Raw genomic sequence first — 14,049 nt, forward strand, 5'->3', positions numbered from 1 at the left:
TGACCGGGGCCACACATTTTATGCACCGATCTGGGGACAACTCTGTGGATAGTGTGGATAACACGGTGAGCGAGTTATCGCCCCCTGTGATCAAGAGGTCAAAAGGGTCTTCTACTTCCCCTACTACGGGGGTTAACCCCACCGAGGGGACTGTATCCGGCACGCAGCGTGATTCCCCGGCTGGGCCGAACGAGAACGCGTCGGGGCGCGACCTGGCGCGTCAGGCGCTGGCGGCCGCTCGGGCCAAGGCGGAAGCGCGGGGTGTGGAGCCCGGTGTGCGCAAACGCGGCAAGCCCAGCGACTTCGGCCAGAATCCCCGGCGCCGCCGCTGGTCCTCGCCCGGCGCCGACTCCCGTGATCCGCAGCCGCTCGGGCGGCTGATCTCCCGGCTTTCCGCTGATCGCGGCTGGGCGGCGCGCCTCGCCGACGGGCAGGTTTTCGGCCAATGGGCGAAACTCGTCGGCGAAGAGGTCGCCGAGCACGCCCAGCCGATCTCACTCAAGGACGGTGAGCTCACCGTCCGTGCCAGCTCGACGGCGTGGGCCACCCAGCTTCGCCTGCTGCAGGGCCAGTTGCTGACCAAGATCGCCGCGGCCGTCGGGCACGGCGTGGTCAAGCGGATGCGTATTCACGGGCCCACCGCACCGAGCTGGCGGAAGGGGCTGCGGCACGTTCCCGGGCGCGGTCCGCGCGACACTTACGGCTGACACTTGAATGCGCCGTGATGCCCCGGCATGACGCAGAGCCATCTCGGCACCCATCTGGGTTCGAGTTCGTGCGCCTGTGACGAAATCAGGGGTGTCCTTGCCGCATGTGAGCGCGCGTGGCCAAGTAAGATGTAACAGGGAGCGGGGATCCCTTGGGCAAGACTGAGGAGAAAGCAGGCCTGTGGCAGCGAATCAGAGTGACTACAACGCGTCCTCCATCACCGTGCTCGAGGGTCTCGAAGCCGTCCGGAAACGCCCGGGTATGTACATCGGCTCGACCGGTGAGCGCGGCCTTCACCACCTTATCCAAGAGGTCGTCGACAACTCGGTCGACGAGGCGATGGCGGGATTCGCGACCAAGGTCGAGGTGACCCTGCTGGCCGACGGCGGTGTCCGCGTCGTCGACGACGGCCGCGGCATCCCGGTGGACATGCACCCCAAGGAGAAGAAGCCGACCGTCGAGGTCGTGCTCACCATGCTGCACGCCGGCGGCAAGTTCGACAGCGACTCCTACGCGGTGTCGGGCGGGCTGCACGGCGTGGGCGTCTCGGTGGTGAACGCGCTGTCCACCGCGCTCGATGTCGACATCCGCTACGCCGGCCGGCGGTGGCAGCAGCACTACGACCACTCCGTGCCCGGCGAACTCATCGACGTCGGCCCCGCCGACGACACCGGTACCACCGTCACGTTCTGGGCGGACCCGGACATCTTCGAGACCACCACGTACAACGCGGAAACGGTCGCGCGCCGCCTGCAAGAGATGGCCTTCCTGAACAAGGGCCTCTCGCTCACGCTGCGAGACGAGCGGGTCAGCGACGAAGAGACCGAGACCGACGTCGAGGGCAGGCAGGCCAGGGTCAAGGAGCGGGTCTACCACTACCCGGGCGGGCTCGAGGACTTCGTCAAGCACATCAACGGCAGCAAGGACCCGATCCACCAGAGCGTGATCTCCTTCGACGCCAAGGGCGACGGCCTCGAGGTCGAGGTCGCGATGCAGTGGAACAACTCCTTCACGCCCTCGGTGCACACGTTCGCGAACACGATCAACACGCACGAAGGCGGCACGCACGAAGAAGGCTTCCGCGCCGCGCTCACCCGCGTCGTCAACGCGTACGCGCGTGACAAGAAGCTGCTCAAGGAGAAGGACGAGAACCTCTCCGGTGAGGACGTGCGCGAGGGCCTCGCCGCGATCGTCTCGATCAAGCTCGCCGAACCGCAGTTCGAGGGCCAGACCAAGACCAAGCTGGGCAACAGCGAGGCGAAGTCGTTCGTGCAGACGAAGACAAACGAATGGCTGGCCGACTGGTTCGAGCGCAACCCGAGCGAAGCCAAGACGATCATCAACAAGTCGGTGTCCAGCGCGCAGGCGCGGATGGCGGCGCGGCGTGCCCGGGATCTGGTGCGCCGCAAGGGTGCGATGGACATCGGCGGGCTGCCCGGCAAGTTGAAGGACTGCCAGTCCACCAACCCCGAGGAGTGCGAGCTCTACATCGTGGAGGGTGACTCCGCGGGTGGCTCGGCCAAGGAAGGTCGGGAGTCGCGGTTCCAGGCGATCCTGCCGATCCGCGGCAAGATCATCAACGTGGAGAAGGCCCGGATCGACCGGGTGCTCAAGAACAACGAGGTCCAGTCGCTGATCACCGCGCTGGGCACCGGTATCCACGACGACTTCGACCTGTCGAAACTGCGCTACCACAAGATCGTCCTGATGGCCGACGCCGACGTGGACGGGCAGCACATCCGCACCCTGCTGCTGACGTTGCTGTTCCGCTTCATGCCGCAGCTCATCGAGCACGGCCACGTGTATCTCGCGTGCCCGCCGCTGTACAAGATCAAGTGGCCCCGGGCGGAGCCGGAGTACGCCTACTCCGACAAGGAGCGCGACGGGTTGATCGCCGCCGGCGCCGAGGCCGGCCGGAAGCTGCCGAAGGACGACGCGATCCAGCGCTACAAGGGTCTCGGCGAGATGAACGCCGAGGAACTGTGGGAGACCACGATGGACCCGGCGCACCGGCTGCTGCTCCAGGTGACCCTGGACGACGCGGCCGCCGCGGACGAGCTGTTCAGCGTGCTGATGGGCGAGGACGTGGAAGCCCGCCGCTCGTTCATCACCCGCAATGCCAAGGACGTTCGTTTCCTCGACGTGTAGCCGCACCAGCGCACTGACTCCAGCTTTCTCATGAGAAGGACCCCATGACGGAAACCTTGCCGCCGGATCACGACCGCACCGAACCGGTCGACATCCAGCACGAGATGCAGCGTTCCTACATCGACTACGCGATGAGCGTGATCGTGTCGCGGGCGCTGCCGGACGTGCGCGATGGCCTCAAGCCGGTGCACCGCCGCGTGCTGTACTCCATGTACGACTCGGGTTTCCGGCCGGATCGCGGGTACAACAAGTGTTCCCGCGTCGTCGGCGACGTGATGGGCAACTACCACCCGCACGGTGACTCGGCGATCTACGACGCGCTCGTCCGGCTGGCCCAGCCGTGGTCGCTGCGCTACCCGTTGATCGACGGGCAGGGCAACTTCGGCTCCCCGGGCAACGACCCCGCTGCCGCCATGCGGTACACCGAGTCCCGGCTCGACCCGCTGGCCATGGAGATGCTGCGGGAGATCGACGAGGAGACCGTCGACTTCTCCGACAACTACGACGGCCGCACCCAGGAGCCGGACGTACTGCCGGCGCGGATCCCGAACCTGCTGGTCAACGGCACGTCCGGGATCGCGGTTGGGATGGCGACCAACATCCCGCCGCACAACCTGCGTGAGGTCGCCGAAGGCGTCATCTGGGCGCTGGAAAACCCCGAGGCGAGCGAGGACGAGCTGCTCGCCGCCCTGCTGCTGCGCATCAAGGGGCCGGACTTCCCGACCAAGGGCCAGATCCTGGGCACGTCCGGGATCGAAGACGCGTATCGCACCGGCCGCGGTTCGGTGAAGATGCGCGCGGTGGTCGAGGTCGATGAAGACCTCAAGGGGCGCACCGTTCTCGTCGTCACCGAGCTGCCGTACCAGGTCAACCCGGACAACCTGGTGGAGAACATCGCGGCGCTGGTGCGCGACGGCAAGCTCACCGGGATCGCGGACATCGCGGATGAGTCGAACAGCCGCCGCGGCATGCGCATCGTGATCACGCTGAAGCGGGACGCGGTCGCGAAGGTCGTGCTGAACAACCTCTACAAGCACACCCAGCTGCAGTACAACTTCGGCGTCAACATGCTCGCCCTGGTCGACGGCGTGCCGCGGACGCTACGGCTGGACCAGGTCGTCAAGCACTATGTCAAGCACCAGATCGAGGTCATCGTCCGGCGCACCCGGTTCCGGTTGCGCAAGGCCGAGGAACGGGCCCACATCCTGCGTGGGTACGTCAAGGCGCTGGACATGCTCGACGAGGTCATCGCGCTGATCCGCCGGTCGGCGACCGTCGACGTCGCGCGCACCGGTCTGATCGAGCTGCTGGAAGTCGACGAGATCCAGGCCAACGCGATCCTGGAGATGCAGCTGCGGCGCCTCGCCGCGATGGAACGTCAGAAGATCATCGACGAATTGGCCGAGATCGAGGCCAAGATCGCCGATCTGAAGGACATCCTGGAGAAGCCGGAGCGGCAGCGGCAGATCATCAAGGAAGAACTGACCGAGATCGTCGACAAGTACGGCGACGACCGGCGCACCCAGATCATCCCCTTCGACGGGGATGTCTCGGTCGAGGACCTGATCGCCGTCGAGGACGTCGTCGTCACCATCACCCGCACCGGGTACGCGAAGCGGACGAAGACCGATCTTTACCGCTCGCAGAAGCGCGGCGGCAAGGGTGTGCAGGGCGCGCAGCTCAAGCAGGACGACATCGTGCAGCACTTCTTCGTGTGCTCCACGCATGACTGGATCCTGTTCTTCACCAACAAGGGCCGGGTGTACCGCACCAAGGCGTACGAGCTCCCTGAGGCGAACCGCAGCGCACGTGGTCAGCACGTCGCGAATCTGCTGGCGTTCCAGCCGGATGAGACGATCGCCCAGGTAATCGAGATCCCGAACTACGAGGTGGCGCCGTACCTGGTGCTCGCCACGCAGAAGGGCCTGGTCAAGAAGACCAAGCTGAGTGACTTCGACTCCAACCGCTCCGGCGGCCTGATCGGCGTCAACCTGCGCGAAGGTGACGAACTGGTCGGCGCCGTGCTGGCCGGCCCGGACGACGACCTGCTGCTGGTTTCGGCGGAAGGGCAGTCGATCCGCTTCCACGCCACCGACGAAGCGCTGCGCCCGATGGGCCGCGCCACCTCGGGGGTGCTGGGCATGCGGTTCAACGACGGGGACGAGCTGCTCGCGCTGAACGTGGTCAAGCCGGAGAAGTTCCTGCTGGTCGCGACCGACGGCGGGTATGCGAAGCGGACGCCCATCGAGGACTACCCGGTGCAGGGCCGCGGAGGCAAGGGTGTGCTGACCATCCAGCACGACCGCAAGCGTGGCAGGCTGGTGGGAGCGCTCATCGTCGACGTGGACGACGAGCTCTACGCCATCACCTCCAGCGGCGGCGTCATCCGGACCGCCGCCGAGCAGGTACGGAAGGCGGGCCGGCAGACGAAGGGCGTGCGGCTGATCAATCTCGGGGAGGGGACAACCCTGCTCGCGGTGGCACGCAACGCGGACGAGCCCTCGGACGTCGATAATGGTGAAGGCAACGAAGGAGACGAGACCGGCGCGGACAACGCCGGGTAAGGACTAGTTGGTGACCTCCCCCGAAAACTCGGAACAGCCGACAGCCACCGGTGAAGCGGCGACTCCGCCATGGCAGCGGCTGAGCAAGGACGCCTCCAACGGCAAATCGGAGACCACACCCGAACAGTGGTTTCCGGGCGGCCAGGCTGCGGAAAATGTGTTGTACTCGGACGGTGGCGGCGGTGCCGACCAGCCGGTGGTGACCGGCACTGCGGCCCAGGGTCTGTTCGGCAACCCCGGGCAGCCGCGAGACGACGACGCACTGGCGGGGCTGAGGGGGCAGGAGACGGTGAGCGTGACCAGTCCCGGCGTGAAGCAGCGCTCCGCGCCCAGCGCGCTGCGCCGTCCGGGCCGCGGTCCACGCCGGGCGAGCCTGCAGGTCAAGCGGTTCGACCCGTGGTCGGTGCTGAAGCTGTCGCTCGTGCTCGGCGTCGCAATGTTCTTCGTGTGGCTCGTCGCGGTCGGGGTGCTGTACACGGTGCTCGACGGTATGGGCGTGTGGGACAAGCTGAACGGCACGTACTCGTCCCTGGTTTCCGGTGACGGTGGGGATGCCCCCGCCCCGCTGATCAGCGCCGGCCGAGTGTTCGGCATCGCCGCGATCCTCGGTGCGATCAATATCGTGCTGCTCTCGGCGTTGGCCACGGTGAGCGCGTTCATCTACAACGTTTCCGCCGATTTGGCAGGCGGCCTGGAGGTCACCCTGTCTGAAAGGGAGTAGAAGGCATCCTGTAGTCTTCTTTCGTTCCCAAAGACGGGCCCATAGCTCAGGCGGTTAGAGCGCTTCGCTGATAACGAAGAGGTCGGAGGTTCAAGTCCTCCTGGGCCCACAGCAGATCAAAGCCCCGTTCTCCCGATCAGGAGAACGGGGCTTTGATCATTCCGGGCCCTTACCAGGGGAGCGCCTGCTGAGCGTGTGACATCACCCCGTGATGTGTGTAACGGGCGGGCTGGTTCACCGTCCTCCGCTGCTTATGGTCGCAACGCAAGGACCGTCAGCGAGGGGAGTGCGAATGTTCGGCCGTCTGCGGCGCAGGGATGGTCGGCAGGGGGAACCGGTCAGCTTCGAGGCCGGTGCCGGACTGGTCAGCGCCAGGGTGCGTAACGAGCATGGGCGTCCGCTGCCCGGGGCCGAATTGTTGTTGCGGCACAAGCGATCGCACCGGGTGAGCCGGGCGGTCGCCGATGATTTCGGGCTGGTTGTGAGTACTGCGGCCGCGGGTACGTACGCCGCCTCGGTCAGCGCGGGTGGTTACCGCGCGGCGACGCACAACGTCGACGTCGGTTCGGGTGATCACACCGCGCTCGGCGAGGTGCACCTGGTGCCGGACGCGGGGCTCCGGCTCCCCGAACCCGGCGACTGGAACCTCGACCCGGACCACTCGTCGATCCGTTTCGTGGCAAGGCATATCGGACTTTCGCGGGTGCACGGCCGGTTCACCGGATTCCGCGGTCGGGTGCACGTCGGCGACCGGCTCGAGGACTCGTCGATCGAGGTGCTCATCGACGCGGCGAGCATCGACACCGGTTCGCCGAAACGGGACGAGCACCTGCGGTCATCCGATTTCCTTGATGTGGAACGGTTTCCGCGCCTGCAGTTCTACAGCGACCGCATCCGACCCGCCGCCGGCGACCAATGGACCCTCGACGGCACCCTGAACCTGCGTGGCGCGAGCCGTGGGGTGCGGCTGAACTCGACCTACCTCGGCCTGCGGTCCTGGAACGGCGACCGGCTCGGTGCGCGGGCCACGACCGAACTGCACCGCGAGGATTTCACGATCAACTGGCAGCAGACACTGGCCAAGGGCCTGGTGGTCGTCGGCTCGACTATCGAGATCCGGCTGGACGTCCAAGCGGTGAAGGCCTGACGTCGGCGACGACGCAGGCCACGTTGTCGGCGCCGCCGGTGTCGTTGGCGAGGCGCACCAGTTCGCGCACCGCGTCTTCGGGCTCCGGTGTCGTTTGCAGGACCCGGCGGACGGTCTCGTTGTCGAGGGCGGCGTGCAGGCCGTCGGAGCACAGCAGGTAGCGGTCGCCCGCTTCGGCGTCGAGCAGTTGGATGTCGGGTTCCTGCCGCTGTCCGCCGTGCAGTGCCTTGACCAGCAGGGTCCGTTGCGGATGCGAGGTGGCTTCGTCGGTGGTGAGCCTGCCTTCGTCGATCATGGCCTGGACGAGCGTGTGGTCGTGGGTGATCTGGAACAGCTCCTCGGCACGCAGGAGATAGACGCGCGAATCGCCGATGTGCACGAGCGCGAGCTGACTGCCTGACCAATGCAGCGCGGTGAGTGTTGTGCCCACGTCGGCGGCGTCGAGCGCGCGGACCGCGTTGTCGGCCCGGCTGATGGCGTCGTTCAGGACGTTGAGCAGTTCGTCCGCGGGGACAATGGTGTCCAGCGGTCGAAGTGCCTCGACCGCGGCCGCGCTGGCGAGGCGATCGTCGTTTTCGGCGCCGAACCCGTCGGCCACGGCGAGCAGATGTGGCCCGGCGTAAGCGACGTCCTGGTTCGACTCGCGCACGAGACCTTGGTCGGTGCGCACGGCGTAACTGATGGTCAGCGGCATGACAGGTTCCTTTCGGGAGAGGTGCTGGACCAGGAAAGACGCGAGACGGCCACGCGCAGCGGTGTCGGCTTCGATCTCCCGCCAGAACGCGGCGATCTGCTCGGCCGCCTCGGGTGCGGTGAGTGCGCAGACGGTCCTGATGCGGGCCAGCGGCATCCCGAGCCGGCGGAGCCAGGCCACGAGCCTTGCCTGTTCGAGCTGGTCAGGGTGATATCGGCGGTAGCCGGACGACGGATCGACGACGGCCGGCCGCAGCAACCCGAGCTCGTCGTAAAGCCGCAACGCCTTCGGCGAGAGGCGAGCCGCCCTGGCGAACGCGCCAATCGTCAGTAACTCCACTCAGTCACTGTGCGGTCTGCCCCAGGGGAAAGGTCAACAGGTTTGGTTCCACGTGGAACGGCCGAAACCGGCGGGTGACCGCGCCGACCGGGGTGCAGCGCCGTGCAGTAACATCGTGAGGTCAGCCGGACCGTCGAGAAGGGGCTTCAGGTGAAGAAGCTGTTGGCGCTCGCAGTAATCGCGGGTGGTGTGCTGTTCGTCATCAAGCGCAACAAGGACGCCAAGGCCGAAGCTGACCTGTGGCGCGAGGCCACCGCCCCGACGGACAAGCCGCTCGGCGCCGTCTCGGCCAATGGCAGCGCCCCGGCCAAGGCCGCGGGAGCAGGTCACAACAACTAGAACTTCCCGCGGGCGGTACTCCCGCCCGCGACCGGGGCTGTAGCTCAATTGGTAGAGCGCTGCTTTTGCAAGGCAGAGGTCAGGGGTTCGATTCCCCTCAGCTCCACCCGGTGGTCAGACCTCATCGATGCTGTTGGTCGTGGCGGCGCTGGGCAGTGACGACGTCGATCGTGTGCTGACGGATCCAGCGCAGGAGTTGTTCCAGCGATTTGGCGAGGCCCTGGCCGAGTGGCGTGAGTTCGTAACTGACCCGCGGCGGCGTGGTGGGCTCGACCGTTCGCGCGACAAGCCCGTCCCGCACCAGGGTGCGCAGTGTTTGCGACAGCATCTTCTCGCTGATCCCACCGATTGTCGCGTGCAATTCGGAAAAGCGCCGCGGTCCGTCTCTCAGCGCCGCCAGGATCAACATGCCCCAGCGAGTGGTGATGTGTTCGAGCACCTCGCGCGCCGGGCAGTCGCTGTTGAACGCGTCACTCATGTTCTGCCAGGCGTCCTGCCCAGCCTGGGAACCTACCTTCATATCTGGAGCTTACTTCAAGGTAGGTCCTTTCGATAAGTAAGCCTCAGACCTACGCTCGTGGCATGGTCACAGTGGTTTTCGGAGCCAGCGGGAATGTCGGTCGTCATGTCGCGGCGGGTCTGAGTTCGGCGGGCGAGAAGATTCGGCTGACGAGCCGGAAGCCGCTCCCCATGGGCTTTCCGCCAGGATCGGAAGTCGGCACGGCCGATCTGGAGAACCCCGAAACCCTGCCCGCCGTACTCGACGGGGCGCAGCGCGTGTTTCTCTACGCCAAGCCAGAAGGAATCGACGGTTTCGTGACTGCGGCAGAATCCGCCGGCGTCCAGCACGTGGTACTGCTGTCGTCCGGGTCTGTCATCCACCCGGATGCCGCGCACAACCCGATCGCCCTGGCACATCTCGCCGTCGAGTCCGCCATCGAGAACTCCAGCCTGTCATGGACATTCATCCGACCAGGAATGTTCGCCACCAACACCTTGTGGTGGTGGCGGAACTCGATCCGCGATGAGGGCGTCGTCCGGGTGCCGTACCCAGACGCGCGGACAGCGCCCATTCACGAGAAGGACCTGGCGGCGCTCGCGGTGACCGCCTTGACCCTGCCAGGTCACCATGGCCACGCCTACACCGTGTGGGGGCCCGAGTCACTGTCCATCCGGCAGCAGGTACGGCACATCGGTGCGGCCACCGGTCGCGAGATCGCCCTCGAGTGGATCACGGTCGAACAGGCACGCGTCGAGCTCGGCAAGACCATGCCGCCTGTCGGTGTTGACGCGATCTTGGCGGCATGGCAGGCCGGAACCACCGCGCCGCCGCAGGTGTCGACCGTCGTCGCGGAAGTCACGGGTCGTCCTGCCCACACGTTCGCGCAGTGGGCCGAAGACCACGCGAACGATTTCCGCTGACCGGCCGACTTCACCACGCGACCGTGAAATGCCTTTCCCTGCTGGGATTTCCAGTTCATCCAGTGCGGCGGTCGCCAGGTCTTCGGCGAAGATGCGGGAAATGCCGTGGGCATCGGTGAGCAAGGTCGACCGGCCGCGGCGATAGTGGCCGGTGGACACGCCTGGCTCGGGAATCGCCGGCGGGCTCAGGTAAGTCCAGTCCGCCGAGTGGGTGCGGCAGGTTTCCAGCCTGGACCACGCTGGCTGCTGCGGCATCACGCCATTCCGTTGGCACGTAAGCAGGATCGTCGAGTGTCAGGCCGCCGGCGGGGCTGAGCAAAGGCCCGGCGCCGCCGATGAACAGGATCCGCACGGCGGCGTCCAGGAGCGCGGTAGTCGTCTCGGCCACCACGTTTTCCTGGCCCGGCCGAGGCCTTGTCGCCGCGACCACGGCCTCGACCCCCGGTGAACACCTCCGCCATCCGACGACGGTCGGTCGCATCGGCACACACCGGCGTGGCCGCACCCACTACCGCGAGATTCATCGGACAGCACCTTCCTTCGAGACAGCCAACGGTTTCCCGGGCAACTGCCCGGCCACGATCGCCGCCAATGCCAGTGCGAAACCGAGTAACTGCACCGGATTCAAGGTCTGCCCCAGCACGAGCACACCCAGCAGCGCGGCGACGATCGGCGACAACAGCGCCAGCACCGCGACCGAAGTGACCGGCATGGTCGCGATTCCCCGGAACCACAACACGTACGCCGCCAGTCCGCCGACCAGCCCGAGCCACAGATAACCGGCCACCGCGGGCAGATCGATCGCGGGCGGCGCGCCTTCGACGAGGAAAGTCAACGGCAGCAACACCAATCCACCCGCGGTCAGCTGCCAGCCCGCGAACGCGGTCGGGCTCACGCCTGCCGGACGGCCCCACCGCTTGGTCAGCGTCACGCCGAAGGCCATCGAAACCGCACCGCCAAGCCCGGCCACAATCCCCACCAGGTCGAAACCCGCGTTCGGGCCGAGGACGACGAGGCCGACACCGATGAGCCCGACCACGCCCCAGCCGAGCTTCCACCCCGACGGCCGTTCGCCGAGTAACACCACGGCGAGCGCGGCGACGACGACAGGTTGCGACGCGCCCAGCGTGGCGGCCACTCCGCCGGGCAGCCGCTCGGCCGCGATAAACAACAGCGGGAAGAACAGGCCGATATTCAGCACGCCGAGCGCGGCCGCCTTCGCCCACCACAAACCGTGCGGCAGCTTTCGCGTCAACACCAACGCGATCAGGCCCGCGGGCAGCGCCCGCAGCAGGCCGGCGAACATCGGATGGCCCGCCGGCAGCAGTTCACTCGTCACGATGTACGTCGTGCCCCACGAGATCGGGGCCAGCGCCGTGGCGGCATTTACCAGTTTCTGCACCAGTTCAGTGTTGGCTGACCTGGGTACATGAGTCCAACACATGTTTGTCATCTGATTGATCTGCATTCACGATGGACGGGTGGAACTCCAGCAGATGCGTTACGTCCTCGCCGTCGCGGAGACGAACAGCTTCACCCGCGCCGCGAAGCAGTGCCTCGTGGTCCAGTCCGCGCTCAGTCACCAGATCGCCCGCCTGGAGCGGGAACTCGGCGCCAAACTGTTCGAGCGCACCAGCCGTCGGGTCCGGCTGACGGCTGCGGGCCGGGCGTTCCTGCCCGAGGCGCGTCAGTGCCTGGACGCGGCGGAGCGCGCCGCCGCGCAGGTCGCCGCCGCGGTGGGGGAGATCCGTGGCCGGCTCAACATCGGCGTGATCCCGACAGTCGCGGCCGTCGACATTCCGGCAGTGCTGCACGACTTTCACCGGCAGCACAAGGAAGTCCGCATTGGATTGCGCGTCGGGGCGAGTGAAGACCTCATCGAGCAGGTGGCGCAGGGAGCGATGGAGGTGGCCTTCCTCGGCCTGCCCGCGACCGCGCGGCCGCAGGGCGTCCACGCGCACGAGCTGGCACGCGACCGGCTTGTCGCGGTGGTCGCGCCGGGGCACCCGCTCGCCGGTGAACCAGCCGTCGACCTCCAGCGGCTCGCGGGCGAGGTGTTCGTGGACTTTCCAGCCAAAACGGCCGGGCGTATCCAGTCCGACCAGGCGTTCTCGGCGGCGGGCCTGACCAGGGAGGTGGCCTTCGAGGTCACCACCGCGGATCTGATGCTGCGCCTGGTGCTACAAGGTCTTTGCGTCGCCATGCTGCCGTCCACCTATACGCCGCAACTCACCGACGTCGTCACCGTTCCGGTGACCGACGCACCGGCCCGCATCGAGTACCTGATCTGGCCGAAGCTGGGGCTCACGCCGGCGGCCGCCGCGTTCCTGGAGCTGCTCGGCGCCCCTGTCACTTGACCGGGCGATTTCGCAGCTTCCCCGCGCGCTTCTCCCCCCGAGCACGGAGTATCACGACTATCCCTGAACTGGAATAGTCGCGAAACCGAAAGGTCGGCGATGGCGCAGGAGGCGATTTACCGCAGGGTGGCGCTCGGCGGGGTCGCGTGCCTGGTTGCCGGAGTCATCGCGACCGGAGTGCAGGCCAACGTGCCCGTCGCGCACGCCGCGGTCGGGGTCAACCCGGTGCGCCCGGTCGCGCCGGACGACGTGCAGGCCGACCCCAGTCACGGCTTTCTCGTACTTGTCGAGGGCGACGCGAACCTGTACGAGAACGAGGTCGAGGGCCCCGTCGCCGTCGGTGGTGACGTGCGATTCCGCAGCTACCAGGTCGCCTTGAACAACCCGGGCACCTACGTCGCGCCCGGAGACAGCCAGGTCACGGGCCTGGTGGTCGGTGGCGCGCCGGATTACGCGGGCAGCCCGGCCGATGGCCAGCTCCGGGTGCTGACCAACACCTACGCCAAGATCGGTGACCTGTCCGGTTCGAGCGTCGAGCGCTCCGGCGCGCACACCTTCGTCGAACCCCTGCGCCAGCCACCGGGCGCGCTACCCGACGTCGACATCCAGACGGCCCAGCCCGCCGACTCGGTCGGTGGCGAGAGCGGTTTCGACTTCCCGTCGCTGTTCGCGACGTATCGCGAGCTCAACGCCCAGATCGCGCAGTGCCCGCACACGATCACGCTCAAGGACCAGAACGGGCAGGCGGACTGGAACGGCACGGATCCCGTCGCCACGGTCGGCCTGCAGCCAGGCGAAAACGTGCTGACGCTGACCGAGGACCAGATGTCGGCGCTCAAGTACATCAACCCGGTCAACGGCGCGCTCCAGCCCGGCGACAGCGCGTGGCTGGTGATCAACGTCGAGAGTTCCGGCGACTACGACTGGCCCGTGCCCGAGGTGAGCTGGCAGGGCAACCACCCTTCGAAGCACGTGCTCTGGAACTTCACCAACACCGGCACGATCACGCTGCCGGTCGGTTCGCCGACGGTCTGGGGCACGATCTACGCCCCCAACGCCGAGCTGGTCGACAAGAGCTCCAACAACATCGAGGGCAACGTCGTGGTCCGCGAGTTCACCCACGGCGGGCGCGTGTCCGGCGCCTCCGGGGACAACGGCGGCGAGGTGCACTACGCCCCGTTCTCCGATGTCGTGAGCTGCCGGAACACCGAGCCGACGACCACGACGACCACCACCACGACCGGGCCGGGCGTGACCGAACCCACCACGACGACCGAGCCGACCACCACCACAACCACGGCAGCCACCTCGACCACGACGAGCACGACGACCACCACCGAGCCGGGCGTGATCGTGCCGACCACGACGACCACCTCGGACACCGCCGAATATCCCGGTTATCCCGGCCCGTCCGGCCCCGGCTCCTCGGGCGGGCAGCTCGCCAGCACCGGTACGCCGATCGTCCCGTGGCTGGTCGCCGGGCTGGGGCTGATCGGGTTCGGCGTCGGGATGCTGGTGCTCGGCAGGCGGCGATTTCGCGGCTCCTCCCAGAACTGACGGCTTGCCCAGCGCAAGTTAGGTTGGTGCGAAAGCAGCAACCGGCGCGAAGG

12 protein-coding genes and 2 tRNA genes are annotated in these 14,049 nt (G+C 67.0%); 11 read left to right on the forward strand and 3 right to left on the reverse strand.

The window, feature by feature from the left end; genetic code table 11:
* Window positions 1-212 precede the first annotated feature (212 nt).
* The 6 genes from VHD82_RS07650 (at window position 213) to VHD82_RS07675 (ending at window position 7,288) form a co-directional block, all read left to right on the forward strand.
* Window positions 213-707: a DciA family protein gene (locus VHD82_RS07650; protein WP_325698814.1), complete on the forward strand. Its 495-nt coding sequence runs from the start codon at window positions 213-215 to the stop codon at window positions 705-707.
* Between the two features lie 181 nt (window positions 708-888).
* Complete coding sequence (gene gyrB, locus VHD82_RS07655; RefSeq protein ID WP_325698627.1) at window positions 889-2,856, forward strand: DNA topoisomerase (ATP-hydrolyzing) subunit B; 1,968 nt, start codon at window positions 889-891, stop codon at window positions 2,854-2,856.
* Window positions 2,857-2,900: 44 nt separating this feature from the next.
* The gene (gyrA, locus tag VHD82_RS07660) at window positions 2,901-5,420 is read left to right on the forward strand and encodes a DNA gyrase subunit A (RefSeq protein WP_325698630.1); all 2,520 of its coding nucleotides are present in this window, start codon (window positions 2,901-2,903) and stop codon (window positions 5,418-5,420) included.
* 10 nt (window positions 5,421-5,430) lie between these two features.
* A complete protein-coding gene (locus tag VHD82_RS07665) occupies window positions 5,431-6,141 on the forward strand; it encodes a DUF3566 domain-containing protein (RefSeq protein WP_325698632.1) in 711 nt (236 codons plus the stop codon).
* 35 nt (window positions 6,142-6,176) lie between these two features.
* A tRNA-Ile gene (locus VHD82_RS07670) sits at window positions 6,177-6,250 on the forward strand.
* 183 nt (window positions 6,251-6,433) lie between these two features.
* On the forward strand, window positions 6,434-7,288 hold the full coding sequence (locus tag VHD82_RS07675) for a YceI family protein (protein WP_325698635.1): 855 nt from the start codon (window positions 6,434-6,436) through the stop codon (window positions 7,286-7,288).
* Here VHD82_RS07675 and VHD82_RS07680 read toward each other — a convergent pair.
* Entirely contained in the window at window positions 7,248-8,321 is a 1,074-nt protein-coding gene (locus VHD82_RS07680) for a MerR family transcriptional regulator (protein WP_325698638.1), read from the reverse strand. The two genes, VHD82_RS07675 and VHD82_RS07680, sit on opposite strands and share 41 nt — an antisense overlap.
* Window positions 8,322-8,471: 150 nt before the next feature.
* Between VHD82_RS07680 and VHD82_RS07685 the strand changes: the two genes are divergently transcribed.
* Both VHD82_RS07685 and VHD82_RS07690 read left to right on the forward strand, forming a co-directional pair.
* On the forward strand, window positions 8,472-8,660 hold the full coding sequence (locus tag VHD82_RS07685; RefSeq protein ID WP_325698643.1) for a DLW-39 family protein: 189 nt from the start codon (window positions 8,472-8,474) through the stop codon (window positions 8,658-8,660).
* Between the two features lie 33 nt (window positions 8,661-8,693).
* Window positions 8,694-8,766, forward strand: a tRNA-Ala gene (locus tag VHD82_RS07690).
* A 15-nt stretch (window positions 8,767-8,781) separates the two neighbouring features.
* On the opposite strand, the gene VHD82_RS07695 is transcribed toward VHD82_RS07690, so the two are convergent.
* Complete coding sequence (locus VHD82_RS07695; RefSeq protein WP_325698645.1) at window positions 8,782-9,180, reverse strand: helix-turn-helix domain-containing protein; 399 nt, start codon at window positions 9,178-9,180, stop codon at window positions 8,782-8,784.
* A 62-nt stretch (window positions 9,181-9,242) separates the two neighbouring features.
* On the opposite strand from VHD82_RS07695, the gene VHD82_RS07700 reads away from it, so the two are divergent.
* Window positions 9,243-10,082, forward strand: coding sequence for an NAD(P)H-binding protein (locus VHD82_RS07700; RefSeq protein WP_325698648.1), 840 nt, complete (start codon window positions 9,243-9,245; stop codon window positions 10,080-10,082).
* Window positions 10,083-10,602: 520 nt separating this feature from the next.
* Here VHD82_RS07700 and VHD82_RS07705 read toward each other — a convergent pair.
* Window positions 10,603-11,484, reverse strand: a complete 882-nt coding sequence (locus VHD82_RS07705; protein WP_325698650.1) for an EamA family transporter — start codon at window positions 11,482-11,484, stop codon at window positions 10,603-10,605.
* A 79-nt stretch (window positions 11,485-11,563) separates the two neighbouring features.
* On the opposite strand from VHD82_RS07705, the gene VHD82_RS07710 reads away from it, so the two are divergent.
* Both VHD82_RS07710 and VHD82_RS07715 read left to right on the forward strand, forming a co-directional pair.
* Window positions 11,564-12,439 (forward strand): LysR family transcriptional regulator, encoded by an 876-nt coding sequence (locus VHD82_RS07710; RefSeq protein WP_325698653.1) that lies wholly within the window; start codon window positions 11,564-11,566, stop codon window positions 12,437-12,439.
* A gap of 99 nt (window positions 12,440-12,538) precedes the next feature.
* Entirely contained in the window at window positions 12,539-13,996 is a 1,458-nt protein-coding gene (locus tag VHD82_RS07715; RefSeq protein ID WP_325698656.1) for a choice-of-anchor A family protein, read from the forward strand.
* The last annotated feature ends 53 nt before the right edge of the window (window positions 13,997-14,049 follow it).

Origin of the sequence: Amycolatopsis sp., from assembly GCF_035546795.1 — a bacterium.
In the GTDB taxonomy this organism is placed as follows: Bacteria; Actinomycetota; Actinomycetes; order Mycobacteriales; family Pseudonocardiaceae; genus Amycolatopsis_E.